24 protein-coding genes and 1 tRNA gene are annotated in these 25730 nt (G+C 65.7%); 13 read left to right on the top strand and 12 right to left on the bottom strand.

The genetic code is table 11. The features are described from left to right. Positions 1–52: 52 nt before the first annotated feature. Both E8M79_RS00790 and E8M79_RS00785 read left to right on the top strand, forming a co-directional pair. Positions 53–1483, top strand: coding sequence for a HAMP domain-containing sensor histidine kinase (locus E8M79_RS00790; RefSeq protein ID WP_137150026.1), 1431 nt, complete (start codon positions 53–55; stop codon positions 1481–1483). Between the two features lie 122 nt (positions 1484–1605). After that, positions 1606–1682, top strand: a tRNA-Arg gene (locus E8M79_RS00785). A gap of 203 nt (positions 1683–1885) precedes the next feature. On the opposite strand, the gene E8M79_RS00780 is transcribed toward E8M79_RS00785, so the two are convergent. From E8M79_RS00780 to phnF, 7 genes are all read right to left on the bottom strand, one after another. Continuing rightward, positions 1886–2785, bottom strand: coding sequence for a sucrase ferredoxin (locus tag E8M79_RS00780; RefSeq protein WP_137150025.1), 900 nt, complete (start codon positions 2783–2785; stop codon positions 1886–1888). An 11-nt stretch (positions 2786–2796) separates the two neighbouring features. After that, positions 2797–3753, bottom strand: a complete 957-nt coding sequence (locus E8M79_RS00775; protein ID WP_137150024.1) for an ABC transporter substrate-binding protein — start codon at positions 3751–3753, stop codon at positions 2797–2799. A 24-nt stretch (positions 3754–3777) separates the two neighbouring features. Then, positions 3778–4758: an ABC transporter substrate-binding protein gene (locus E8M79_RS00770; RefSeq protein ID WP_137150023.1), complete on the bottom strand. Its 981-nt coding sequence runs from the start codon at positions 4756–4758 to the stop codon at positions 3778–3780. Positions 4759–4780: 22 nt separating this feature from the next. Beyond that, a complete protein-coding gene (locus E8M79_RS00765) occupies positions 4781–5842 on the bottom strand; it encodes an iron ABC transporter permease (RefSeq protein WP_248304849.1) in 1062 nt (353 codons plus the stop codon). 5 nt (positions 5843–5847) lie between these two features. Continuing rightward, positions 5848–6867, bottom strand: coding sequence for an iron ABC transporter permease (locus E8M79_RS00760; protein WP_137150021.1), 1020 nt, complete (start codon positions 6865–6867; stop codon positions 5848–5850). Further along, positions 6864–7715: an ABC transporter ATP-binding protein gene (locus E8M79_RS00755; RefSeq protein ID WP_137150020.1), complete on the bottom strand. Its 852-nt coding sequence runs from the start codon at positions 7713–7715 to the stop codon at positions 6864–6866. Before E8M79_RS00755 ends, E8M79_RS00760 begins: the two co-directional genes overlap by 4 nt. Positions 7716–7927: 212 nt before the next feature. After that, the gene (gene phnF / locus E8M79_RS00750; RefSeq protein ID WP_171015652.1) at positions 7928–8641 is read right to left on the bottom strand and encodes a phosphonate metabolism transcriptional regulator PhnF; all 714 of its coding nucleotides are present in this window, start codon (positions 8639–8641) and stop codon (positions 7928–7930) included. Between the two features lie 181 nt (positions 8642–8822). On the opposite strand from phnF, the gene E8M79_RS00745 reads away from it, so the two are divergent. From E8M79_RS00745 to E8M79_RS00720, 6 genes are read left to right on the top strand one after another with little or no spacing between them, the layout of a single operon-like run. Beyond that, positions 8823–9728: a CehA/McbA family metallohydrolase gene (locus E8M79_RS00745; RefSeq protein ID WP_137150018.1), complete on the top strand. Its 906-nt coding sequence runs from the start codon at positions 8823–8825 to the stop codon at positions 9726–9728. Positions 9729–9776: 48 nt separating this feature from the next. Then, positions 9777–11309, top strand: coding sequence for an ABC transporter substrate-binding protein (locus E8M79_RS00740; protein WP_171015651.1), 1533 nt, complete (start codon positions 9777–9779; stop codon positions 11307–11309). A gap of 51 nt (positions 11310–11360) precedes the next feature. Next, a complete protein-coding gene (locus E8M79_RS00735) occupies positions 11361–12281 on the top strand; it encodes an ABC transporter permease (protein ID WP_137150016.1) in 921 nt (306 codons plus the stop codon). Further along, positions 12282–13133 carry an ABC transporter permease gene (locus E8M79_RS00730; RefSeq protein ID WP_137150015.1) on the top strand — a complete coding sequence of 284 codons (852 nt, stop codon included), beginning with the start codon at positions 12282–12284 and terminating at the stop codon, positions 13131–13133. Further along, positions 13126–14097: an ABC transporter ATP-binding protein gene (locus E8M79_RS00725; protein WP_171015650.1), complete on the top strand. Its 972-nt coding sequence runs from the start codon at positions 13126–13128 to the stop codon at positions 14095–14097. The genes E8M79_RS00730 and E8M79_RS00725 overlap by 8 nt, the downstream gene beginning before the upstream one ends. Beyond that, a complete protein-coding gene (locus E8M79_RS00720) occupies positions 14094–14966 on the top strand; it encodes an ATP-binding cassette domain-containing protein (RefSeq protein WP_171015649.1) in 873 nt (290 codons plus the stop codon). Before E8M79_RS00725 ends, E8M79_RS00720 begins: the two co-directional genes overlap by 4 nt. 109 nt (positions 14967–15075) lie before the next feature. Here E8M79_RS00720 and E8M79_RS00715 read toward each other — a convergent pair whose 3' ends face one another. Both E8M79_RS00715 and E8M79_RS00710 read right to left on the bottom strand, forming a co-directional pair. Next, positions 15076–15666 (bottom strand): biotin transporter BioY, encoded by a 591-nt coding sequence (locus E8M79_RS00715; protein WP_137150012.1) that lies wholly within the window; start codon positions 15664–15666, stop codon positions 15076–15078. 132 nt (positions 15667–15798) lie between these two features. Further along, positions 15799–16425 carry a GntR family transcriptional regulator gene (locus E8M79_RS00710; protein WP_137150011.1) on the bottom strand — a complete coding sequence of 209 codons (627 nt, stop codon included), beginning with the start codon at positions 16423–16425 and terminating at the stop codon, positions 15799–15801. 213 nt (positions 16426–16638) lie between these two features. Between E8M79_RS00710 and E8M79_RS00705 the strand changes: the two genes are divergently transcribed. From E8M79_RS00705 to E8M79_RS00690, 4 genes are read left to right on the top strand one after another with little or no spacing between them, the layout of a single operon-like run. Then, positions 16639–17688, top strand: coding sequence for an iron ABC transporter permease (locus E8M79_RS00705; RefSeq protein WP_137150831.1), 1050 nt, complete (start codon positions 16639–16641; stop codon positions 17686–17688). Positions 17689–17715: 27 nt separating this feature from the next. After that, on the top strand, positions 17716–18681 hold the full coding sequence (locus tag E8M79_RS00700; RefSeq protein WP_137150010.1) for an ABC transporter substrate-binding protein: 966 nt from the start codon (positions 17716–17718) through the stop codon (positions 18679–18681). Further along, the gene (locus E8M79_RS00695; protein ID WP_137150009.1) at positions 18678–19457 is read left to right on the top strand and encodes an ABC transporter ATP-binding protein; all 780 of its coding nucleotides are present in this window, start codon (positions 18678–18680) and stop codon (positions 19455–19457) included. The genes E8M79_RS00700 and E8M79_RS00695 overlap by 4 nt, the downstream gene beginning before the upstream one ends. Beyond that, entirely contained in the window at positions 19454–20209 is a 756-nt protein-coding gene (locus tag E8M79_RS00690) for a class I SAM-dependent methyltransferase (protein ID WP_137150008.1), read from the top strand. The genes E8M79_RS00695 and E8M79_RS00690 overlap by 4 nt, the downstream gene beginning before the upstream one ends. Positions 20210–20254: 45 nt before the next feature. On the opposite strand, the gene E8M79_RS00685 is transcribed toward E8M79_RS00690, so the two are convergent. From E8M79_RS00685 to E8M79_RS00675, 3 genes are all read right to left on the bottom strand, one after another. Further along, the gene (locus E8M79_RS00685; protein WP_137150007.1) at positions 20255–20821 is read right to left on the bottom strand and encodes a GNAT family protein; all 567 of its coding nucleotides are present in this window, start codon (positions 20819–20821) and stop codon (positions 20255–20257) included. Positions 20822–21055: 234 nt separating this feature from the next. Beyond that, positions 21056–22297 carry an ROK family protein gene (locus E8M79_RS00680; protein ID WP_248304848.1) on the bottom strand — a complete coding sequence of 414 codons (1242 nt, stop codon included), beginning with the start codon at positions 22295–22297 and terminating at the stop codon, positions 21056–21058. Positions 22298–22323: 26 nt separating this feature from the next. Then, entirely contained in the window at positions 22324–23193 is an 870-nt protein-coding gene (locus E8M79_RS00675) for a sugar phosphate isomerase/epimerase (protein WP_137150005.1), read from the bottom strand. A gap of 326 nt (positions 23194–23519) precedes the next feature. On the opposite strand from E8M79_RS00675, the gene E8M79_RS00670 reads away from it, so the two are divergent. Continuing rightward, positions 23520–25718 (top strand): glycoside hydrolase family 2 TIM barrel-domain containing protein, encoded by a 2199-nt coding sequence (locus E8M79_RS00670; RefSeq protein ID WP_137150004.1) that lies wholly within the window; start codon positions 23520–23522, stop codon positions 25716–25718. Positions 25719–25730 lie beyond the last annotated feature (12 nt).

Genomic DNA, 25730 nt, shown 5'->3' with positions numbered 1-25730 from the left:
CCCTGCGGTCGGGGACTTACGCAGCGGCCGGATTTGCCTGTATTGTCAGGCCATGCCAACCAAACGCCGCGTGTTGCCTAGTCTGTTCTCGGGTCTGTCGATCAAGCTCATCGCCACGATCAGCGCGGTGATTCTCCTTGTCGAAGTGGTGGTCTATCTCCCCTCGCTGGCCAGCTATCGCGCCAATTGGCTTGATGACCGCCTGCGCGTCGGCGTGGTCGGTGCCCGCGTCCTCGATGCCGTGCCCGATGTCATGGCCCTGCCGCGCAACCTGACCGACCGGCTGCTGACCTCGGCGGGCGCCTATGCCATCGTCTATCGCCGCGAGGGCCAGAGCCAGCTGATCGAACTGGCTGACCCGGTGACTCCTGAGGAAGTGGTCACGGCTGACATGCGCAACCGCGACATGCCCACGCTGATTCTGGGCGCTTTCGACACGCTCTTTGCCGCCCCTGGCCGCACGCTGCGCATTGTCGGCCCCGGCGATCTCGACCAGACCATGGTCGAGCTGTTGATGCCCGAGCGGCCGCTGCGCGAGGACCTGGTGCGCTACTCGGTGCAGATCGTGTTGGTCTCGCTGGTGCTGGCCATCCTGACCGCGCTGGCGCTGTACCTGTTGGCCAGTGTGCTGCTAATCCAGCCGGTGCGGCGCCTGACGCAGAACATGCTGGCCTTCCGCCGCGCGCCCGAGAACGCCAGCCTGATCATCACGCCCTCGCAGCGCCGCGACGAAATCGGCATTGCCGAGCGCGAACTGGCCGCCATGGAGACCGACATTTTCTCCCTGCTGCGTCAGCGCCGCCATCTGGCCGACCTCGGCCTGGCCGTCGCCAAGATCAACCACGACCTGCGCAACACCCTGACCTCGGCGCAATTGCTCTCTGATCAGGTGGCCACGCTCGACGATCCCAATGTGCAGCGCCTGGCGCCGCGCCTGGTGACCACGCTCGATCGCGCCATCGGCTTTGCCCAGTCGGTGCTCGACTATGGCCGCGAAACCGCTGTGCCGCCCGAGCTGGCGCCGGTGCTGCTGCGCGGGCTGGTGGAAGAGGCAGCCTTTGACGCGCGCCTTTCCGGCCATCCCGCCATCGCCTTCACCAATGCGGTGCCAGGTGGCCTGGTGCTCAATATCGATGCCGTGCAGATGGGCCGCGTGCTGCTCAACCTGCTCAAGAATGCCCGCGAGGCACTCGAGTCCGCCGGCGCCAAGGTCACCGACCCCAAGGTCACCGTCACTGTCGAGCAGACGCCGCTGGGCGTCACCATCGCGGTGGCCGACAACGGGCCCGGCCTGCCGCCACGCGCCCGCGACAACCTGTTTGTCGCCTTCGAGGGCTCGGCCCGCTCCGGCGGCACCGGCCTGGGCCTGGCCATCGCCCGCGAGCTCACCCAGGCCCATGGCGGGCGCCTCAGCTTTGTCGATCCGCCTGTCGGCACCCAGTTCGATCTCTTCCTGCCAGCCAGTCTGCTGTTGAAAACCTGACGGCTGGAGAAAAACTGTCATGCACGCTTGCCAATCGGAAAAGGCCCCTGTATGGGTGGCGCCGCTTCAGTCAGCGGGACACGTTCCCTGCTTCTGAACGCTGCCGTCCGAGACGGCCGTGCGCGCCCTTAGCTCAGCTGGATAGAGCACCAGACTACGAATCTGGGGGTCAGGAGTTCGAATCTCTTAGGGCGCGCCATATTTCTCTAGCCAGCTAGCAAGCCGTCATGTCGCTGCCGATCAGCGATCTTTCAGCAATCCGCCCCAATGGGTTGTTCAGGCTGCGGTGTCGACTGCTCGAGAGCAATAAAGTCTGTGCGGTTCGTGGTATCGCCGGAATTGGATCAGCTTGCAGCTCTTCTGCACCTGGCCCGGCAAGGTCCGCTGGCTTGTGCGCACCGGCTATTCTTGAGTGACGACACTGGTAGCAAACCAGCGTTTTTCACGCTCTGGTGGTTCGATATCGATGCCGCTGCAAGCGCCATCGATGCTGAACACCTTGGCGGCGACGGTCACCGACAGGCGATATTCGCCAGAGCTGGCGCTGAAGACGATGTGGTCCGCGTCGGTTTCGTGACGTCCTTCGAGCCGGGTGGACGCCTGGGCCTGCCCCCGCTCCGCCCCCCAGCGCATCGCGGCCAGCTCAGCGGCCTGCGCTGGCTCGTCCAGATGCGGATTGCCGCGCGAGGCCGGCAGATAGACCTCGCCCTTCTCCAGCGCGCCCAGGAAGCCAGGTACGTCGGTTGGCTCAAGCCGGCCATAGCGTTGACCAGCCGGCAGAACAATAAGGGACGCCGCGAAGCGGCAACCGCCCAGATGAGTACATTGCAGCACGTTGAACCGGGCGGGATCGGCCGCTGCCACCAGCGCCTTGAAGGTGGCAAAGCCAAAACGCGCGCAGCAGGCGTCGCGCTTGGCATCGGTGCAGCAGAGGATGGTGATGCGGTCGTCGACCGGCCCGGGCAGCGGCTCTCCAGTCGTCCAGGCCTTGATCAGGGCTACGGTTTCCGCCTCGTTGCCTGGGACGTATGAGCGGCCCTCCGGATAGGCCAGCAGCGTGGGCAGTGCCTGGCCGGGACTGCCCTCGACCAGCACCACCGAATTGTCCGTGACCTGCGACTGCATCGCGTCACGGATCGCCTCGCCCAAGGCCGGGCTCATGTCGACAGACTCAAACCGCGGGACGCGCCATTTCCCCTTGGGCCAGGCCAGCATCAGAAAGCGCGGGCTGAGGTGGCCAGTCCCCGCAAGGGGCTCGCCCCGCTCCAGCGCCAGCGTTCTGCAGAAGACGTGCTTGCTCATGCTGCACCGCCCTACTTGGCCTGGAACGGCACGAAGTCCCGGCCCGAAATGGTGGCGATGATCATGTAGCTGATCGCGCCAAGGGCGTAGAACGAGTTGGACGAGGCCTCCTCGCGCGGGATGATGATCAGCTGGTTGTGCTGGCAGGCCGTCAGATACTGGCAGAAATCGGGCACCACGGCATTGAGCCGTTCTGTCGCGGTGGCCGGCGTCTCGAGCGTATCGGTGCGATAGGTGGCAAAGACGAAGTCGGCATCCAGTTCGGGCAGCTGTTCGGCCGGTACATAGAGCTCGCCGCCTTCGGGAATGGCATCGACGATGGCGGGGAACTTGAAGCCCGCGTCGCGCAGCACCTGGCCGAGCGTGCCATAGGTGTGTTCGACGTAGAACGTGCCGTCATTGCCCTGGATGATGGAGGTGGTGATGCCCGCAGTATCGATCAGCCGCTTGATCTGCGCGATCTGGCCGTCATAGCGCGCCTTGAGGAAACCCATCCGGTCCTGCGTGCCCGTGATGTCGGCCAGCAAGTCATAGGTCTCAAACAGGCTTGCGCCGTCGCGGATGACGACGGTGGGGGCAATTTTTTCAAGCTGGTCAACCGGCGTGCCCTGCCAGTCGGTCGTCAGGATCAGATCGGGCTGCAGGGCCGAGATCGCTTCGATGTCGGCGGGGTTATTGCCAACGAACTTGATATCGGAGTTGTCGAAATCGACGCCCGTCAGCACGGCACTGGAGCGAATGAATGGGGCGCCCCCTTCGGTGGTGCGGCCATGGCTGCCCACCGGGAACACCCCCAGTTCGATCAGCGGAATGGTGATCGACAGATCGTGCAGCGAGACGATGCGCAGCGGCTTGGCGGGGATCTCCACCGAACGGCCAGCAAGATCGGTGATGGTGCGGGTCTGCTGCGCGATAGCGGGGGCGATGGCCAGCAGGGCGATGGCAAGGGCAAAAAGGAGGCGCTTCATGGGTCTAGGTCTCCGAAAAATGGATCATTGGGCCAGCGGGACGAAGCCGCGGCCGGCAATATGGGTCAGCAGGAGCTGGTAAGCCGTGGTCAGAGAGCGGAACGAGGATGAATAGATCGGCGTGCGCGCGACAAAGATCATCTGGTTGTTCCGGCAGGCCGAGAGCACCTGGCAATAGCCGGGGACCAGCGTCTCGAAGGCCGCGCGGATCTCGTCGGGACTGCGCTGGCCGGGATAGAGGCCCTCATAGGAGGTGAGGATGAAGTCGGCATCGACCTCGGGCAGCAGTTCCGGGCTCATGTCGAGCGAGGGCTCATCGAGCCCGGCAATCAACGGCGGCATCGACAAGCCGGCATCGAGGGCCACCTGTGACAGTGCATAATACTGCTTGTTGGCGGCGATATAGCCGTCCTCGGGCCAGGGCTGCAGGATCGCCACCGAAATGTCGGCGGCATGGGGCACCAGGCGCTTGAACTCGGCGATCTCGGCCTGGTAGCGGGCCAATTGCCGCTCATAGTCGGGCAGCACGCCGGCCAGGTCAGCGACGGCCTGCATGCTGCCGAAAAAGCCGAGCTTCTGCTGGTCGAGCAGCACGGTCGGCGCCAGCTTTTCCAGATTGGCCAGCAGCGCATCGTCATTGCCCAGGCGCCCGATGATCAGGTCGGGCTCAAGTCCGGCGATCCGCTCGAGGTCGATTTCGCCGAACACGCCGAGAAAGGCGATGTCGGTATTCTCAAAGCTGGTCTCGTAGAGCTCCTTGGCGCCGCGGATATAGGGCACATTGTCTTCCTCGAGCCGCCCGTGGCTGCCGACAACCCGCTCGGTCGCGCCGAATTCGACCAGCGGCAGGGTGATGCTGAGATCGTGCAGCGAGACGATGCGCAGCGGATGCACCGGCACCGTGACCGTGCCGTTGCCGGCCGCGAAGGTACGGGTGTCCTGGCCAAGGGCGGGGCCAGCCAGCAGGCCTGCCAGCATAGCGGCAGCGGCAAAGAGCAGTTTCATCAATGAGGTATCCTTGTCTGGGTCAAAGGGCGTTGCCCCGCGCGGCGCGCCGCAGCAGGATGAGAAAGATCGGCACGCCGATCAGGTCGGTGAGGAGGCCCGCCGGAATCTGCACAGGGGCCAAAAGGCTGCGGCCGACCAGATCGGCCAGGCTCACCAGCACCGCACCCAGCGTGGCGGTCAGCAGCAGATGCAGCCCCACGCCAGATGGGGCAAGCCGGCGCGCGGCATGCGGCGCGATCAGGCCGACAAAGCCAAGCGGCCCGACCACGGCGGTGCCGATCGCGGCAAAGCCCACCGCGGTTGTGATCAGCCCGTAGCGCACCCAGCGCACCGGCGCGCCGAGGGCCGCAGCCGTGGCCTCGCCCATGCGCAGCGCGGCGGTGGCCCGCGAGAGCAGCAACAGCATGGGCAGCAGCACCGCGGACCAGCCGGCCAGCATATAGACATCATCCCAATTGGCGGCGTTGATGGAGCCATTGAGCCAAGTGAGCACCGAGAGCACCTTCTCGATCTCGCCATAGGTCATCAGCACCGATGTGCCCGCCGAGATCAGCGCCGCCACGCCCACGCCCATCAGGATAAAGCGCACCGAGCTGGCGCCGCGGGCGGTCCATGTCAGGCCCTGGATCAGCAGGGCGACCAGCATCGAACCGGCAAAGGCCACAAAGGGGCGAAGCTCGGCCAGGCTCGCTGGCCACAACACGGTCAGCGCCACAACGGCAAGGCCGGCGCCTTGCGACACGCCCACCAGCGAGGGATCGGCCAGGCCGTTGCGGGTGACGTTCTGCAGGGCCGCACCCGAAAGGGCGAACATCGCCCCGACCAGCGCGGCCGCCAGCGCGCGGGGAAAGCGGAATTCCCAGATGACATTGTCGATTGCCCTGCTGACCGTCTCGCCAGTCAGCGTCCGCCAGACCTCTTCGAGGCTGGTCGGCTGGCTGCCCGTGGTCAGGCTATAGGCCAGCACCGCGCCGAGCAGCACCAGCGAAGCCGTCAACCAGACCAGCGCGGGAACAGGCAGGCGCAGCGCCAGCCGCTCGCCGAACAGCCGCAGGACAAACCAGCGCGCGGAACCGGCCATAGGCATCAGCGCACTCGCCGCCAGATCAGATAGATGAAGATCGGCGCGCCGATCAGCGCGGTGACGATGCCGGTGGAGATTTCGGCCGGCCGGAACAGCACACGCGCCGTCGCATCGACCAGCAGCAGATAGCCCGCGCCAACCACAGCCGCATAGGGAACAATCCAGCGATAGTCCGCGCCGGTGAAGAGGCGCACCGCATGGGGGATCACGAGGCCAACAAAGCCTAGCGGGCCCGCCAGGGCCACCGATCCGGCCGTCAGCGCCACGACACACACCAGCAATTGCGCCTTGAGCCAGAAGGTGCGCACGCCCAGCGCCTGCGCCACCGCCTCGCCCATGGCGAGCGCGGTGATTTGCCGGGCCAGGCCAATCGAGAGCACCAGGGCAATCACCAGCAGCGGGCCGGCCGTCAACAACAGGGACATGTCGCGGCCGGCCAGCGAGCCCGAGAGCCAGACGCGGTAGGAGTCAAAGGCATTTTCCCGCAGCAGGAACGCCACCGAGGTCAATGCGCCCAGAAAGGCGGTCACTACCGCGCCCGACAGCGTCAGCGTCAGCGGCGTCGCGCCACCGGGGACCCAGCGCGAGATGAGATAAACCAGGCCCGCCGCGCCCAGCGCGCCGCCCGCCGCCATCAGCGGAATGGATGCATTGTCGGCCAGCCCCAGCAGTCCCAGGCCGATGACCACGGCAAAGGACGCGCCGGCCATCAGCCCCAGAATGCTCGGCTCGGCCAGCGGGTTGCGCGTCACGCCCTGCATCAGGGCGCCGGCAACCGACAAAGACGCCCCCACAAGGATGGCGATCAACGCCCGCGGCAGGCGAAGGTCCCAGATGATGGTGTGGCTGAAATTGGCGGGATCGCGCGCAGTCAGCGCCGTTAGGATCACATCGAGCGGCACCAGCTTGGCGCCGATGGCGATGTTGAGGCACAGCGCAGCCCCCACCAATCCCATGGCCAGCGGCAGGCCGAGCCAGCGCCCGGTCTGCGCCACGGACGATTGCGGGGGTGAGCTGGTCATGCAATGGCCATGGCCGAGACAATTGCGCTCCGGGCCGGCATGCCGCGTGTCGGCATGCAGAACAGTCGCCCCGATGTCGGATCGCGCAGCACATGGGCATCAAGATCGAACACAGCCTTGATATTGGGCGCTGTGAACACCGCATCGGGCGTGCCCGAACAGACGATGCGCCCCGCCTTCATCATCACCAGCGTGTCCGCATAGGCTGCGGCCAGGCTGAGCTCGTGCAGCACCACCACCAGGGTCCGCCCAGCGCTGTGCGCCAGATCGGCCAGCAGGTTCATCACATCGACCTGCACCTTGAGGTCAAGAAACGTCGTCGGCTCGTCGAGCAGGATCAGGTCGGTTTCCTGCGCCAGCGCCATGGCGATCCAGCAGCGCTGGCGCTGCCCGCCCGACAGGGAATCGACCGTACGGTCGGCCAGCTCGACCACCTGCGCCGTAGCCATGGCCGCATTGACCGCAGCCTCGTCGGCTTCTGTCCATTGCCGCAGCAGCGATTGGTGCGGGAAGCGTCCCTGCGCGACCAGCTCCCGCACGGTCAGCCCGTCCGGCGCCAGCGGCCCCTGCGGCAGCAGGCCCAGCGTGCGGGCGACGTCGCGCGTTGCCACGCGATGGATATCCTTGCCGTCGAGCAGCACATGGCCGCTGGCGGGGCGCAGGATGCGGGCCATGGCCATGAGCAAGGTCGACTTGCCACAGCCATTGGCCCCGACCAGGATGGTCAAAGCCCCCTTGCGGACCACTAGGTTGAGTTCGTCGATGATGGTGACGTCATCGTAGCCGACGCGCAGGCCATCCACCACGAGCGGATCGATCCCCACACTAGCCTGCTTCGACGGTCCCATTGACCTGCCTCTGGAAAATCCTTTTGCAGCAGGTGATTAGGATCTATGAACTGGCCCGTCAAGAATAATATGAACAGTAAAGTCATGTTTGATTGGCGGCGCGTCGCCACCGTGGCTTTTGCAGCAGACTCTGTTCCGTTGCAGAGGCCGTGACCGGTGCCCGCAGCGGCCGGCGCCTGGATGGACACCAGGCGGGCGGGCGGCCTGCCAAATCAGGCGTCCTGGAAGACAAAGCGCAGGTCGAGCCTGTCGGTGCGAAAGGTGGACACCGATACTTCCAGCGGGGCGCCGTCCATCATCACGTTCTGCCCGACCAACGACAACACCGGATCACCACGCCGAACCTGGAGATGGACGGCCTCGCTCTCTGCGGGAAGCCGCGCCGACACCAGAGTCTGGCGACGCAGATAGTCCGTTATGCCCAGATCGGCCAAAGTCTGGGTGATGCTCGGACTGGTCTCGGGAATCTCCGGCAGCGCCTTGACGAGCGCCGGGGCGAAGTAATGCGAGCTGAGAGACACCGGCAGATCGCCCACATGGCGCAGGATGACAGCCACGGGCACGGCGGTCTGGCGGGTCAGACCCAGCATCCGCGCCACATCGGCAGACGGAACGCGGTGCCGCCGGGAGATCAGTCGCGCCCCGGACGGCAGCCCCAGGCTCTCGGTGGACACCGAGAACCGTGTCCGCAGGGAAACCGGCAGATGGATGCGTTCAGCAACCACGCGCGCCCGGCCCCCCTGGCCACCGGCGATCACCCCGTCCTGCCGCAGCGCGGCCAGGGCCCGACGCAGCGTGTGACGACCGACCCCGAACCGTGATGCCAGTTCGTGCTGGGGTGGCAGCAGCGTGGAATCCTCCAGAGTGCCGGACAGAATATCGTCTCGCAGCAGCTGATAGATGTGGCGCCAATTCGGTTGCTGCATCCTGCCTCCGCGGAAAAACCGAGATATCGCGAGTGGATTGGGGCCAAGCTCCCAGCTTGGTGTGAACATAGTGTGATACGCGGCTGCGCCTGCGATCCCGCAATATCTCTGTCACCTAAAGTCCTTTTCTTCCTCCCTGCGCGGTCGATCCAACCGCGGCAGCACAGGGAGATCACGGCACATGCTTGCGGCTTTTTCGGCGCCCGGCCAGTTTTTCAAAGGCAATGTCCACGGGCATTCCACCAACTCCGACGGCCGGCAGACGCCCGACAGGGTCTGTGCCCTGTACCGGGACGCCGGCTACGACTTCGTCGCAATCACCGACCATTTTCGCCCCAACTACGGCTATCCGATCACCGACACGCGGGCCTTCCGCGACGCTGGGTTCACAACTCTGATCGGCGCCGAGCTGCATGCGCCGGCGACCGCGCGCGGTGTGGACTGGCATATTCTCGCTGTCGGGCTGCCGTTCGGTTTTGCGCCGCCGGCGCCCGAGGAGACCGGACCCGAACTCGCCTGGCGGGCCCGCCACGCCGGCGCCTTCATCGGCCTTGCCCATCCCCATTGGTACCAGCTCACCATCGAGGACGGCCGCGCTCTGGACGCGGCGCATGCCGTGGAAGTCTATAATCACACCAGCCAGGTGCATACCGACCGCGGCGACGGCCTGGTGATGTATGACGCACTGCTCTCCGAAGGCCGCAAGCTCAATGCCCTCGCCGTCGACGACAGCCATTGGAAGAACGGCGATGCCTTCGGCGGCTGGGTCATGGTCAAGGCCCAGACCAACACACCCGAGGCGCTGCTCGCCGCGCTCCATGCCGGTGCCTACTACTCCACCCAAGGGCCAGAGATCGCCGACATTCGCGTAGAGGGCGACGAGCTCGTCGTCTCCTGCTCGCCGGCCAGCGCCATCATGGCCTTGGGGCCCGTCAGCGACAGCGCCCGGGAGCACGCGCCGGTGGGCGGGCCCGGCCTGACCCAGGCACGGCTTGAGCTGGCGTCATTCAAGGGAAACTGGTGCCGCGTCACCGTGGTCGACGACCGCGGGCGCCGCGCCTGGACCAATCCGCTTTGGCTGCCGTGAGCGGCCAGAGCGGTGCACTTCACTCACACGAGGATCCAGGAAATGAGAATGAAACTCTTGGCGGCCGCAAGCGCCGCACTGCTTTCGGTGTCGGCCCTGGCGGTCGCCACTGCAGCAGCGGAACTGCGCATCGCCATCGCCACCCAGAGCGCCGGCTTTGATCCGCAGACCGAAACCGGCAACGACAGCGCGCCCGAGCTGTATCAGGTCTATGACACCTTGATCGAGCGCGATCTCTATGCCAATCCGCTGGCCTTCAAGCCTGGCCTGGCAACCGAATGGAAGCAGATCGAGCCCACGGTCTGGGAGTTCAAGCTGCGCGAAGGCGTCAAGATGCATGACGGCACCGTCATGGATGCCCAGGACGTCGCCTTTTCGCTCAACCGGGTCTTCCACCACGAGGACGAGAACTTCTTCTCCGCCTGGGGCCGCTGGTTCTACAATTTCACCGATGTCGAAGTCGTCGACCCGATGACCGTTCGCATCCACACCGCGCGTCCCGACCCGCTGTTCGAGACCCTGATCTCGGCCCGCCAGGCCGGCATCACCTCCAAGGAATACTACGACGCCGTCGGCTACGAGGAGGCATCGCTCCATCCCGTCGGCACCGGTCCGTACAAGGTCACCGAGTTCGTGCCCAAGGACAAGGTTGTCATGGAACGCTTCGGTGACTTCTGGGGCGATGCGGCGCCGTTCGACAAGCTCACGTTCCAGCTGGTTTCCGAAGTTGCCAGTCGGGTCACCGGCCTGGTCAATGGTGAGTTCGACCTGATCACCAATATTCCGCCCGACCAGGAAAGCGCTCTTGCGGTTTCCGGCGTCAAGACCATGGGCGTCACCTGGCCGATGTTCCATGTGTGGATCCTGCACATGTCCAACGCGCCCACCAGCAATCCCCTGGTGCGCCAGGCCATGAAGCTGTGCGTCGATCACCAGGCGCTGGTCGATGGTCTGTGGGGCGGCAAGGCAAAGGTGCCCCATGCCCTGCAGTTCGAGGAATATGGCGCGCCCTACTACATGCCCGAACTTGACCTCATCAAGCACGACCCGGAGGAGGCCAAACGGCTTCTCGCCGAGGCCGGATACAAGGGCGAGCCGATCGTCGCCCAGTTCACCAAGAGCTATTACCTCTATGGTGACCTGGCCGCCCAGGTGATCCAGCAGCAGTACAAGGATTGCGGCATCAATCTCGAGCTGCAGCAGGTCGAGAAATACGATGACACCAAGTTCAACGTCCGGGCCTGGTCGAACCCGATGTATTACCCCGATCCCATGGGCGTGATGGACACCCATTGGGCCACCTCGTCCTGGGTCTATGAGGACAAGCTCTGGCAGCCGCAGAACCCCGAATGGCTGCCAACCTATGAGATCGTGCGCTACGGCGAAACGGCCGAGGTGCGCAAGGAGGCCTATCGAAAGCTGCTCAGCCTGGCCGAACAGGAGTCCGGCTGGATCCTGCTCTACCAGCCGCACGAGCTCTATGGCATGCGCGATGACATCGCCTTTGCCGTGCCGCCGAATGACCGGCCCTATGTGCTGCCCCTGCGGGCAGGACAGGTGACCTTCGACGCGAGCAAGTAAGCGCAATGGGCGGAGGCATGCCTCCGCCCGTCTTTGCCAAAGGGGTGGTTCATGCTCAGATTCATGTCGTGGCGGTTCCTCAGGGCCCAGGTCACGATGCTGTTCGTGCTCGTCGTGGCGTTCCTGACGGTCCGTCTGTCAGGCGAACCGTTTGACACCATGTTTCCCGAAGGCCTGACCCAGGAAACGGCGCAGGCCCTGCGCCATCGCTGGAACCTCGACCTGCCGATCTGGGAACAGTTCACCCTCTATCTGGGCAAGATGCTCACCGGCGACTTCGGCCGGTCGCTGTTCACCCATGAGCCTGTCTGGCAAATGTATGCCGAGCGCATGCCGGCGACGCTGGCGGTCGGTTCGCTGGCTCTGATCATCGCCATTTCGCTGGGCATTCCAATTGGGGCGCTGTCGGCGCTGCGGCGCGGCGCGGTGACCGAGCGCATGCTGATGGGTGTGGCCTTTCTCGGCTATGCGGTGCCGCATTTTGTCTTCGGCATCGGCCTGATCCTGCTGTTTGGCTATTATCTGCGTCTGCTGCCGGCGTCCGGCCTGTCCTCGCCGCAGCACTACATCCTGCCCGTCCTCACGCTGGCCATCCCCATGGTGGCCGGCATTGCCAGGTTCATGCGCGCAGCCATGCTCGACACCATCGGGCAGCCCTATGTGATGACGGCCGCCAGCAAGGGCTTGGGGAACGGGCGCATCGCGCGCCGACATGTGCTGCGCAATGCCATGGTCCCCCTGGTCACCGTGCTCGGTCTCGAGATCGCCGGGCTGATCAACGGGTCAGTCTTTGTGGAGGCGGTGTTCTCGCTTCCCGGCGTGGGGCGTGTGCTGGTCTCATCGGTCGAAAACCGCGACTTCACGGTCCTGCAGTTCGGCGTTGTCGCCTATGCCGGCCTTGTCGTTCTCATCAACCTGGTCATCGACCTGCTCTACACGCTGATCGATCCCCGTGTCCGCGTCGGAGGCTAAATGACCATGACCCTGGAAACGGCGACCATCCCCAAGCCCAGCCGCCTCATGCTGGCGGCGCTGGCGCTCGGCCTGATTATCCTGGCTGGCTTTCTCGCGCCACTGATCAGTCCGCACGATCCTGATGCGGTCGATCTGCTCAACCGGGCCGCTCCGCCTGTCGGGCTCGGCGGCAGTTGGGGCCATGCTTTGGGAACCGACCAGATTGGCCGCGATATCCTGTCGCGCTGCCTGTGGGGCATTCGCACCTCGTTCGGCATAGCCACGCTCGGCCTCGTCTTCTCGGCGGTGCTCGGCGTTACGCTGGGCATCATCTCCGGGCTGGCGGGCGCCTGGACCGACCGGATCATCATGACCGTGGTCGATGTCTTCATCTCCCTGCCCAATCTGCTGCTGATGCTGTGCGGCATTGCCCTGCTGGGCACCGAGACCTGGGTGCTCGTGGTCCTGATCGGCTTCGTCAAGTGGGAGGGCTATGCCCGACTGGTGCGCGGCCAGGTTCTGGCCATCCGCGAGCAGGGCTATATCGAGGCGGCGCGGGTGCTGGGCGCCAGAAACCTCACGATCGCCCTCCGCCACGTGCTGCCCAACCTCGCTTCCCCGCTGGCCGTCATCCTGACGCTGAGCTTTCCCGGGGTGCTGCTGATGGAGGCGGGCCTGAGCTTTCTGGGCGTGGGCGTGCAACCGCCGGTCGCCTCGCTGGGCCGCATGATCGACGATGGCCGCAACTATCTCGTCAATGCGTGGTGGATCTCCGGCATGCCCTCCATTGTGATCGTGGCGATCACGCTCCTCTTCCAGATCATAGGCGACGCCATCCGAGATCGCGTCGATGAGTGGCTCGATGCCTGAAACCCTTCTCAGTGTACGCGACCTGACCTTGTCGTTCGCAACCAGGATGGGACCGCTCAAGGTCCTGCGTGGCATCGATCTCGACATCGCCGCCAATGAGGTGGTGGCCCTGGTCGGAGAAAGCGGCTCGGGCAAGTCCGCGCTGGGCAAGTCCATCGTGCAATTGCTTTCGCCGCCCTTTGTCGATGGTCGGGCCACGCTGTCCGGGTCCATCCGGCTGCATGGTGAAGAGCTGATCACCGCACCCGCACACCGGCTGCGCGCCGTCAGGGCGCGCGACATTGCCATGGTTTCGCAGGATGCGCTCAGCGGCCTCAACCCGGTCATGCGGATCGGCGCCCAGATCGCCGAAGCGGCGCAGGCGGCCGATCCTGCGCTCAGCGCAGCCGCGGCGCGCCGCGATGCGCGCGACATGCTCGCGGCAGTCGGCCTGCCAGACCCGGACAAGGCTGCGCGCGACTATCCGCATCAGCTTTCGGGCGGCCAGCGGCAGCGCGTGATGCTGGCCCTCGCGGCCATTCGCCAGCCACAGGTGCTGATCGCCGACGAACCCACCACCGCGCTTGATGTCTCGGTGCAGGCGCGCGTTCTGGCCCTGCTCGCTGATCTGCAGCGCCAGAGCGGCATGGCCATGCTGTTCATCACCCATGATCTGGGAGTCGTCGCCAATATCGCTCACCGCGTGGCCGTCATGTATGCCGGCCAGATCATTGAGACTGGCACGGTGGCCGAAGTCTTCACCCGCCCGCGCCATCCCTATTCCGCAGGGTTGATCTCGGCACTGCCCGAAGCGCCGGCCCACCATCCCAGGCTCGCGGGCGGCCCGCCGGATCTGCACAATCTGGCGCCCGGCTGCGCCTTCATGCCCCGCTGTCGGCACGCCGCGATGGCCTGTTCGCAACCGCCGCCCCTCAAGCCGTTTCCAGGCGGGGCCCATGCCTTATGCTGGAGTCCGCTGTCATGACGCCCCTGATTGAAGTCGACGCCGTCAGTCTGCGCTACGCCGGTGCCTGGCCGGCGCCAAAAAGCAACGCGCTGGCGCTGGACCGGGTCAGTCTGAGTGTGGCGCGCGGCGAGATCTTCGGCCTCGTCGGGGAAAGCGGTTCCGGAAAATCGACGCTTGCGCGGGTGATCCTGGGCCTGCTGCAGCCGCTCTCGGGTGCCGTGCGCATCGATGGCCGCGACATTGCCAGCTACCGCGGTCGCGAGGAACTGGCCTTTCGCAAGCGCATGCAGGTTGTGTTTCAGGATTCGCTGGCCGCGCTCGATCCGCGCATGCGCGTCCAGGCTAGCCTGAGGGAAGCGCTCGACCTGCATGGCATCGGCGTGCCGTCTCGGCGGAGCGCCGTGATCGAGGATCTGCTGGGCAGCGTTGGGCTCGATCCGGGCCTTGCCACACGGTTCCCGCATCAGCTCTCGGGTGGGCAACGCCAGCGCGTCGCCATTGCCCGGGCCCTGTCGCTGTCGCCCGATATCCTGATTGCCGACGAACCGGTCTCGGCGCTCGACCTGTCCGTGCAGGCGCAGATTTTGGACCTGCTGACCGGATTGTGCCGCGAGCGCGGCACGACCATGCTGTTCATCTCCCATGACCTCGGCGTGGTCCGGCGGATCGCGCGCCATGTCGCGGTTCTGCAGCGCGGCAGGATCATGGAGACAGGCCCGGTTGCCGACGTCTTCGACCGGCCCGCGAGCAGCTATACCCGCATGCTGATCCAGAGCATTCCACGCGTCGATTTCAACCGGCTCCAGGCCCAGCTCGAGTCCGGGCAGCCCGGTAACGCGGGCGCCATGGGCACACCAGCCGCAGGCACTCTCGACGCCGTGCCATAGAATTCGCCGTGACGCCGTTGTGCCTGCGGGCGGGTGTGGCTGGGGCGTTCCAACGTGTCCTGGCGGGCGTTTTGCCCGCCAGGCGCATTCTGGGCGACGGGCCGGCGCGTCAGGCGGCGCGGTTGGGAGTGGCGCGGCTGAAGGCCAGCAGCAGGGCGGCGGCGAGGGCCGACTTCAGCGCACCGCCGAGCACGAAGGGCAGCACGCCTGCCTGCAGCGCCGCATCAAAGCCGATCACCACGGCCAGCCACGCGCCACCCAGGGCCAGGCACAGCGCGTTGCCGGCCAGCATGCTCACAAAGGCCAGCAGCGGCCGAGTGCCGTTCCAGCCCTTTTCGGCCAGAAAGCCGGTCATGGCGGCGACCAGCGGAAAGGCGAAGAGATAGCCGGCGGTGGGGCCGACGAAGTGATGCGCGCCCGCCGCGCCGCCCGACAGCACGGGCAGGCCCATGGCGGCCTCGATCAGCCAGGCCACGACCGTCAACCCACCCAGGCGCCAGCCATAGAGCGCGCCGATCAGCGTGACCGCCAGGGTCTGCATGTTCACCGGCACCGGCACCAGCGGCACTTCGATATAGGAGGCCAGCGCCAGCACCACGGTGCCGATGGCCACGGCAGCGGCTTTCCAGGCCAGGGACCGGGCCTGCAGATTGAGGGGACTGAACAGGCTCGGCTTGGCGTTTGCGCTCACTGGAGACATGCGTCGGTGTCCTTCTGTAAATTATAGATAATATATGGAATCTATCGCTAAAACTTTTCACAGCCAGGCAGGCTTGGCAAGCCCGGTGTAAAGCCGGGCCGCAAGACGCTCACAGCGTGCCGGAAACCGGGACTATTTCGGGGTCTTGAGACCGATGGTCTGCACATGCCGCGACAGGGCGGCGGCGGCCGTTTCGGCCTGTCCGGCCCGCAGTGCGTCCAGAATCACGCGATGATCGCGGTCGGTCGGGGCTTCCCACTCAGCGCGCCAGCCGGAAAACAGGAAGCGCGCGCTGGCAGTATGCAGGTCATCGATCGCCTTGAGCAGGCGCGGCATGCCGCAGGGGCTCAGGATAATGCGATGAAAGCTGCGATTGGCCAGTTCCCAGGCAACCACGTTGCGGGCGCGATCGCCGGCCCGATTGGCCTCCTCGGCCTGGTCCAGAATGGCCTTGGTCAAATGCGGCATGGCATTGCGCAGCGCCAGCACCTCAAGCGCCGCGCGCATCTCGGCGACCTCGCGCACATCTTCCAGCCCGAAGCCGGCGACCCGCACGCCGCGGCGCGGCTCGCTCACCACCAGGCCCTGTGCCTCAAGCCGCCGGAACGCCTCGCGCACCGGTACGTGGCTGGCGCCGAACTCGGCCGCGATATGATCCTGACCCAGCCGCGTTCCGGCCGCGATGGCGCCGGCAATGATGCGGCTGGCTAGCGCGCGGCTGATCTGTTCGGCGAGGGTGTCGGCTTTGGCAGTGCTCATGTTTTATAGATAATCTGCCCGGTCCGGCTTGTCGATCAGGGGGCAGCCGCTATCCCGGTAAATTGCTGATTGATTGTGTAATGTTATTACGTTACCAAACGACCGCCCGGAAACGCTGTCGCGTCTGGGCATCCCGTCTCCTGGGCGAAGTGGCATCTGTTCATGTGGTCTGTGCAATCGGTGACCTCTCGGCCGGCCGGCGTGGCAACCGTCATGCCGCCCCTGCGCCGCCGTCACGTCCTGGCGCCGCCACTGGTGATTGTGCTGTTGGCGCTCGGTACCGCCACGCTGGCGGTGATCTCGGTGGGCCTGGGGCCTGTACCGATCGATCCGCTGACCGTGTTGCTGGTCGTCAGCCGGCATAGCCTGGGCCTGCCGGCCGAGGCCAGTTGGACCCAGGCTACCGACGCCATTGTCTGGATCACCCGGCTGCCGCGCATTCTGATGGCCCTGGCCGTGGGCAGCGCCCTGGCCATGACCGGCGCAGCGCTGCAGGCCATTGTCCGCAATGGCCTGGCCGACCCCTATGTGCTGGGGGTGAGTTCGGGCGCTTCGACCGGCGCCGCCTTTGCCATCACCGTGCTGGCCGGTGCGGGCGGCGCGCTGACATTGCCTTTATCCGCCTTTGCCGGCGCGGTGATCTCGATCCTGCTGGTCCTCGCCATTGGCGGCAAGGCCGCCGGGGCACGCCCCTTCCGGCTGATCCTGGCCGGCATGGCGGTGGGTTATGCCCTCAGTTCCGCCACCAGTTTTCTCATTTTTGCCTCCGATTCCCCCGAGGCCAGCCGTTCGGTGATGTTCTGGCTGCTCGGCTCGCTGGCCAATGTGCATTGGCCCATGGCCCAGCTCTGTCTCGCGGTGGCCGCCCTGGCGGCGCTGGCGCTGTTTGCTGCCGCCGGTCGGCTCGATGCCCTGGCCGCCGGCGACGACACGGCCTTTGCCCTGGGCGTGCATCCCGGGCGAACGCGACTGGCGCTGATGCTGGGCGTCTCGCTGATTGTCGGCGTCATGGTGGCCGGCGCCGGCAGCATTGGTTTTGTCGGCCTCATCGTGCCGCATATGGCCCGGGCGCTGGTCGGCACCCGGCATCGCCTCGTCTTGCCCGCGTCAGCCCTGCTTGGCGCTAGCTTCCTGCTGCTGGCCGATATTGCCGCCCGCATGCTCTTCCCGCCCACCGAAATGGCCATTGGCGTGGTCACCGGCATTGTCGGCGCGCCCTTGATGCTCCTGCTGCTCCGCCACAGCGGGCGGCAGGCCCTTTAGTCTCCCTCCCACGAAAGGAAATCCACCGTGTTCACTCTGCGCACCATGCTGCTGGCGACGGGCCTGACCCTGGGCCTGTCCCAGGCCGGCTTTGCCGTCGATGCCTTCCCCGTCACGCTGCAGAACTGCGGTTCCACCGTTACGCTCAAGGCGGCCCCCAAGCGCATCTTCATGGTCAATACCGATGATGTCGCGCTGCTGGGCGAACTGGATGCGCTCGACCTGCTGGTCGCCCGCACTTCCGAGCCGGCAGAGAATGTCTATGACGACGCCACCTATGCCGCCCTCGCCAAGGTGCCGCTGATCGCCAGCGAAAAGGGCGCCACCGGTGGTTCGGTGATTGCGCTCGAGGCCATCATCGCCACCCAGCCCGATCTCGTGCTGGCGCCGGAAAGCGCGGTGGATCGGCAATTGCTGGCCGAGGCGGGCATTCCGCTCTATTCGCCGCCGGCCTATTGCAGTGATACCGCGCTCATTCCCGGCGGCACCGCCAGCTTTGATCGCGTCTATGACCAGCTGACCGCCTTTGGTGCCATGCTGGGCAAGGCCGATCTGGTGGCCAAGCGCATTGCTGCGCTCACGGCCGATGTTGCGGCCCTGGGCGCTGCCGGCAAGGACCATGGCACCGGCTTTGCCCTTTATGTCGCTGCCGGCGGCAAGACGCTCTATCCCTATGGCGCCCGCTCCATGGTCACCCCGGTCTTTGCCGCCGCGGGCCTGAGCAATGTCTATGCCCAGACCGACGAACGCGTCTTTGAGGCCGGCACCGAGGAACTGCTGGGCAAGGATCCCGACGTAATCGTGCTGCTCTATTCCGAGGGCACGCCGGACAATGTGCTGGCCGCGTTTAACTCCGTGCCCGGCGTCGAGAGCTTCAAGGCAGTCAAGGCCGGCCGCGTCGTGCCGCTCGCCTTCTCGTTCACCGATCCGCCGACGCCCATGTCGATCAAGGGCGCGACCGTGCTGGCCGACAAGCTCTCCAAACTGCCGTGATCGACGCCCGGGCCATCACCGTCCGCCGCCAGGGACGCAGCCTGATCGATGGCATCGACATCATGCTGCGCGATGGCGAGATGCTCGGTGTCGTCGGGCCCAATGGCTCGGGCAAGACCACGCTGCTGCGCAGCCTTTATGGCGCGCTACAGCCCGACGCTGGCGATATCCTGCTCGATGGCGTGCCGATGACGCAGATGTCGCGGCGCGCCGTCGCCCGTCGCATTGCCGTGGTGCCGCAGGGCCAGCCGCTCGATGGCGATCAGTCCGTGGCCGATTTGGTCGGGCTCGGTCGCCTGCCGCATCAGGCCTGGTTCGGCGGCAACCGGGCAGGGGACCGGGCCGCCGTCGAAGCGGCGCTCGACCGCGTGGCCCTGTCCGCCCTGGCCGACCAGCCGCTGCGCCATCTCTCGGGCGGCGAGGTGCAGCGCGCGCTGATTGCCCGGGCGCTCTGCCAACAGGCCAGCCATCTGCTGCTCGATGAGCCGACCAACCATCTCGACCTCGGCTATCAGCACGATGTGCTGGCCTTTGTCCGCAGCCTCTGCCTGTCCACTCTCGTCGTGCTGCACGATCTCAACCTCGCCGCGCGCTATTGCGACCGCATCGCCCTGCTCGACCACGGGCGCCTTCTGGCCATTGGCGCCCCTGCGCAGGTGCTCACGCCCGAGCGCGTCTCGGCCATCTATCGCGTCCCCGCCACCGCCATCACCACCCCATCGGGGCGGCAGCACCTGGTGTTTGCCGATGCCCTTAGCCCGGAGCCTTTGCCATGACCACCTATCCGTCTTCATCCGACCTGCTGCGCCGCTGGGATGCCCAGCAGACCGCCTATATCCGGCACCGCGACCAGCGCTTCACCGTCATGGTCGAGGCCATTGCCCGCCAATGCGGTCGCGCACCGCGCGTGCTTGATCTGGCCTGTGGCCCCGGCTCGCTCAGCGCCGCCCTTCTGGCCCACTTGCCAGAGGCCCGCATAGTCGCCGTCGACAAGGATCCGGTGCTGCTGGCCATTGCCCGCGAGATCTTCGCCGGCCAGGACACCGTCTCGGTCCTCGAGGCCGATCTCGACCAGCTCGATTGGCTGAGTGGCATCGATGGCGTCTTTGATGCCGTCGTCTCCTCCACGGCCCTGCATTGGCTGGCGCCGCAGCATCTGGCCCAGCTCTATTTCGCCCTGGCCGATCGCATCGTCGAGGGCGGCCTGTTCCTCAATGCCGATCACCTGCTCTATGACGACATCGCCCAGCCTGCCCTGCGCGGGCTGGCACGACAGGATGACGAGGCCAACCAGGAGCGCGCCTTTGGATCGGGCACCGACACCTGGGATCAATGGTGGGACGCGGCGCAGTCCCGCCTCGATTTCGCCGCTGCCGCCAAGCAGCGCGAAGCGGTCTGGCTGGGCAAGATTCCGCCGGCCAAGGTGACGCTCGGCTATCACCTTGAAACCCTGCGCAGCGCCGGCTTCCGCCAGACCGGCACCATCTGGCAGTATCTGGACGATTATGTCGTCTGCGCTGTGCGCTAGCGGCGTTGCACGGTCCGGGTGGGGTGCCGCCCGGACCACTCGCGCCTAGGCGGAACGACGCTGCTGCGCCGCCCATTCGCGCTTGAGCAGCGCATATTGCATTGTGTTCTCATAGACCGGCTCGCCGGCCTCGTTGCGGAACGAGATATAATCGAGGAACAGCCCTTCCTGCCGCATGCCCAGCCGTTCGCACAGGCGCTGCGACGCCAGATTATGGTCCTCCACATAAGCGTAGAGTCGCCGGGCGTGGCCGGCCGTGAACAGATGGTCGACCAGCGCCTGCGCCGCCTCGGTGGCATAGCCGGCCCCGCCATAGGCCGGGTTGAAGTTCCAGCCCAACGAATAGGTATCGCCATCGAACGCGCCAGGGCCCTCTTCGGGCTCCATGCCAAAGAGATCGCCAATCAGCACGTCGCTATCCCTTAGGGCGACTGCAATGAACTCGCTGCCGGTGCTGCGCCGCGCGGCTTCCGCTTCGGCGGCCGCCATGTCGGCCAGCGCCATGGAGTAAAAGCAGCTCGCGCTCGGCTGATGCAGATAGGCAAACAGCGCCTCGGCGTCGGACGCACGGAACGGGCGCAGGATAAGGCGGTCAGTCGTGATCGTGTCCATGGTGGGTCGATAGGTCCAGAGTTACGGCGAGGCCAAAAGTGGGGGCGGCCACATGTGCAACGCTCTTGGGGGCGGGCCGCACATATGGCCGCAGGGGAGACTGAAGGACAGTCCTGGGTCGGTGGGGACCCGAGATTACCCTGCGGCGCGCCCGTGCAGGGGCGGTTGATGAATGGTGCAGATTGTGTGGAGATCGCCAGGCCTCGCCATGGGCTCGCCCTGGCAGTGCCAGCGCTAGCGGTCGAACGGTCGCTGGTCCTGGGCGATCTGGCGGATGTAAAGGTGCCGGAAATTGGGGCTGGTGTTGACAAAGATCGGCAGCAGCGCCGCGCCGCGCACGGCCGCATCCTCGATCAGCTCGGCCGCCACCAGCCGCGCCTTGCTGCGGTCGCGCCGCGCCGCCGGCGTCGGCCGCAGCGGATAGGCCATGTCCACCATGGCCTGGATGATGGTCCGCGGCATGGCTCCGCCCACCGCGATGAACTCGGGATCGAGCAGCACTTCGAACACCGCCGTCACGTCGCGCAGCGTGTCAGAGGCCGCCTTGAGCCATTCCATCAGGCGCTGGTCGCGTACTTGGTAAAGTCGATGCAACTCCTCGGGCACCAGCGCATCTTCCGTCACGCCACAGGCCTGCGCCAGCCCGCCCAGCGACAGCACGTCGACCGTGCGGTGTTCGGGCCAGACCGGGGAGCCATCCAGCCCGAAGACGGGCAACAGGCCCATTTCGCCGGCATTGCCGCCAAAGCCTTTGTAAGGCGCGCCATCGATGATGATGCCCGCGCCCGTGCCCCGGGCGATGTAGAAATAGACAAAGCTGCTCAAGCTGGCGTCGCCGTGCTGGAAGCGCTCGCCAATGGCTGCCGCCGTCGCGTCGTTTTCCACCAGGATCGGCAGGCCGGAAAGGCTGCGCAGCTCATCGGCAAAGCCGACATCGCGCCAGGCCTCCCAATGCGGCATTGAGAAATCAAAGTCATAGACATCCGAGCCAAAGGTGGGCAGCACCAGCCCGATGCCCCAGACCTTGTCGCGCGGCACGCCGGCCTCGGCCAGCGCGGAATCCAGTTCCGCCGCCACCTGCCGCAGCGTCTCGCGCGGCAGGCTGGTGTCGCAGGCAATGCGCCGCCGCACCAGCTCGCTGCGCTTGAGGTCGCAGACCACCAAATTGCAGACATTGCGATCAAGATGCACGCCGATCGAAAACCCGGCCCTTGCATTGGGCTCGAGATAGATCTGCGGCTGGCCGCGCGTGCCGCTCGAGCGCCCGGCCTCGCTGATCAACCCCTGGTCGAGCAGTTCGCGGGTGATCGAGGAAATGGTCTGCGGCTTGAGCTCGATCAGCCCGCCGATTTCCACCCGGCTGATCGGCGCGCGCTGGCAGATGGTCTCAAACACCAGCCGGCGGTTGGAAATCCGCGCATCCTCGGCGCGCCGCGGTTCGATCACTGGCGTGCCCTTGTCCGTCGCCTTGCTCACGGGCCAGCCATCCCCTGCTGCCATGGCTAGAGCCCCAGCTGCGCCAGCACGGCGCGGTTGTGCCGGGCAATCGGCAGCGGTTTGTCGGGCGGGCAGGGATACATGTCCTGCTCATAGACGGCAAAGCCATCAAAGCCGCGCGCATCAAGGAAGGCTTTGACAGCGGCGAAATCCACCACGCCGGCATCGAGCGCACACATCACGCCGGCGCCAAAGCCGGTGATATAGTCCATGCCTTCGTCGGCAATGCGCTTGAGCATCACCGGGTCGACGTTCTTGAAGTGATAATAGCCGATGCGGTCGGCATGCCGGCGCATGAAGGCCTCGGCATCGGCCCCAGTATAGGCATGGTGGCCAAAGTCAAAGCAGAGATCAACCAGTTCGGCCGGCGTATCGGCCAAGAGGCGCTCCACCTCAGCCTCGGTCTCGACGCCCGAGCCGATATGCGGATGAAAGGCCAGTTTGAGCCCCTCGGTCTCCACCACATAGCGCGCCGCCGCCAGCGTATTGGCGATGAGCAATTGCCACTGCTCTTGGCCGAGCGCCCGAACGTGGCCGGGCGTGGGGGCGGGGCAATCGTCCATGATCACCACCCATTTGGCATCCATCGCCTTCAGCAGGGCGCAGGTCTGGCGCAGGCGCGGCAATAGGCTCGCCATGGCGTCAGGCACGGCCAGCTCATGCACCAGCGCCGAGCCGCAGATGCTCAGCCCGCGCTGGTCCAGCTCCGCCTTGAGGTTTGCCGGATCGGTGGGCAGATAGCCCCAGGGGCCGGTTTCGGTTACAGTGAAGCCGGCGTCGCGCACCTCATCGAGATAGCGCGCCCAGCCGATCTGTCGGGGGTCATCGGCATACCAGACGCCCCAGGCATCCGGAGCGGTTGCCAATCTGATCATTGCTGCACTCTACGCGTCGAATGGCCCATTAAGTCCTTATATCATACCATATTCCATGCGCACACAGGAATGCGGCGTGGACGCTGGAATTTCCCTGATTTATTGGCCCTGCAAGCCAGGCTTCACCGCAACACACTTGCCGCTCTGTCGCAAGAATCTGCGAGGGACGAACGGAAATTCATAATTCCGTGCTTGATAAAACAACATCCGAGAAATTAAGTGGCCTGCAGCTGGCCCGGCGATGCCCTGGTGCCCTGGTCGCGCGTTCACCCCAGGGGCCTTAAGACCCGCCGTCCGCCAATCTACCCATCCCCGAGGGCTTTTCAATGCGATCACAGACGGACTTCAACGACGACTGGATCTTCCAGGGTACCGAACGCGTCCGCCTGCCGCATACGGCGGTGGAGCTGCCGCTGACCTATTTTGACGAGACGGCCTATCAGCGCCCCTTCTCCTACAGCAAGAGCTTCGTCGCCGACCCGGCCTGGGCCGGGCGCGAGGTGCATGTGGTGTTTGATGGTGCCATGGCCAATGCCAAGGTCGCGGTCAATGGTGCGCCGGTGCTGGCCCATGCCGATGGCTATACGCCCTTTGCCGTCCGCCTCACCGATCGCCTGGTGGCCGGCAGCAATACCATCGACGTCAGCATCGACGGCAGCGAAAATCCCGCCATTCCGCCTTTCGGCAATCTGATCGACTATCTGACCTATGCCGGCATCTATCGCGACGTCTGGCTGCGGGTGACGGCGCCGGTTGCCATCGATTCCGTCAAGATCGAGACGCCCGATCCGCTGGCCGAGTGCAAGCGCGTCACCCTGGCCGTCACCCTGGCCAATCCGCGCGCACTGCCGCTGGGTGGCACGCTGACCGCCACCCTGCGCGATGCCGATGGTCTGGCGCTGGCCGCGACCACGGTCGAATTGGTCGATGCGGGTCTGCAGCTCGAAATCGCCGACCTTGCTGGCATCGCCCTGTGGGATATCGACAATCCCGCGCTCTACACCATGGAGCTGGCGCTTGAGACGCCCTATGGCACCGACACGCTCTCGACGCGCTTTGGCTTCCGTGCGGCCGAGTTCACGCGCGATGGCTTCCGCCTCAATGGTCGCCCCATCAAGCTGCGCGGGCTCAACCGTCACCAGTCCTTCCCCTATTCCGGCTATGCCCTGGGGCGGGCGGCGCAGCGCCGCGACGCCGACATTCTGCGTCATCAGCTCAAGCTCAACATGGTGCGCACCTCGCACTATCCGCAGTCGACCTGGTTCCTGGAACGCTGCGACGAGCTGGGCCTCTTGGTCTTCGAGGAAATCCCCGGCTGGCAGCACATCGGCGACGCCGCCTGGAAGCAGGAATCGGTCGAAAACGTCCGCCGCATGATCCGGCGCGACTGGAACCATCCCTCCATCGTCATCTGGGGCGTGCGCATCAACGAGTCGCGCGACGACCATGATTTCTACGTCGAGACCAATCGCGCTGCCCGCGAGCTGGATAGCACCCGCGCCATCGGCGGCGTCCGCTGCTACACCGACAGCGAGCTGCTCGAAGACGTTTATACCATGAACGACTTCATCCTCGGGCTCGACGAGTTGGGCGGCAACCGCCCGCGCACCCCGCTGCGTCCGCAGCAGGAAGTCACCGGGCTCGACCGGCAGGTGCCCTATCTGGTCACCGAGTTCAACGGCCACATGTATCCCACCAAGCGGGGCGATCAGGAACAGCGCCAGATCGAGCATGTGACGCGCCATCTGCAGGTGCTCAATGCCGCCTATGGCGATCCGCAGGTGTCCGGCGCTATCGGCTGGTGCGCCTTTGACTATAACACCCACAAGGATTTCGGCTCCGGCGACCGCATCTGCCACCATGGCGTGATGGACATTTTCCGCGAGCCCAAGCTGGCCGCCTTTGCCTATGCCAGCCAGTGCGACCCGGCCGAGGAGATCATCCTCAAGCCGGTGACCATCTGGGCCAATGGCGAGCGCAATATCGGCGGCGTGCTGCCTTTGATGGTGTTGACCAATTGCGACGAGGTCGAGCTGCGCTATGGCAATCAGCCGCCCAAGCGCGTCGGCCCGGATCGCGACGCCTATCCGCACCTGCCCCATGCTCCTGCCGTCTTTGATCGCCGCCATTTCAGTGATGGCGAACTAGGCATCTGGGGCGATGGCTGGGTCGATGGCGTGATCAGCGGCTTTATTGGCGGCAAGAAGGTTGCCGAGGCGCGGCTGGTGGCCGATCCGGTGGCCACGAGCCTGGCCGTTGTGCCCGATGCCTCCGAGATCGGCGCTCGCGACAGCGTGCGCCTCATGGTCCGCGCGCTCGATCAGGTCGGCAATGTGCTGGCCCATTATGCCGAACCGGTCAGCATCACCGTCTCGGGCCCCGGCCGCCGGCTGGGGCCGGGCCTGGTTTCGCTGCGCGCGGGCGCCATCGGCTTCTGGGTCCAGGCCGAGGCTGCCGGTCCCATCATTGTCACCGTCACCAGCGAGCGCCTGGGCAAGGTCTCGGTGGTGCTGCAGGCCAGCTAGGCCGCCCCACAA

It is taken from the genome of Devosia sp. FKR38, assembly GCF_005222805.1.
In the GTDB taxonomy this organism is placed as follows: Bacteria; Pseudomonadota; Alphaproteobacteria; order Rhizobiales; family Devosiaceae; genus Devosia.
Note: the sequence above shows the minus strand (reverse complement) of the source record. Positions and strands in the feature narration are given on the sequence as shown.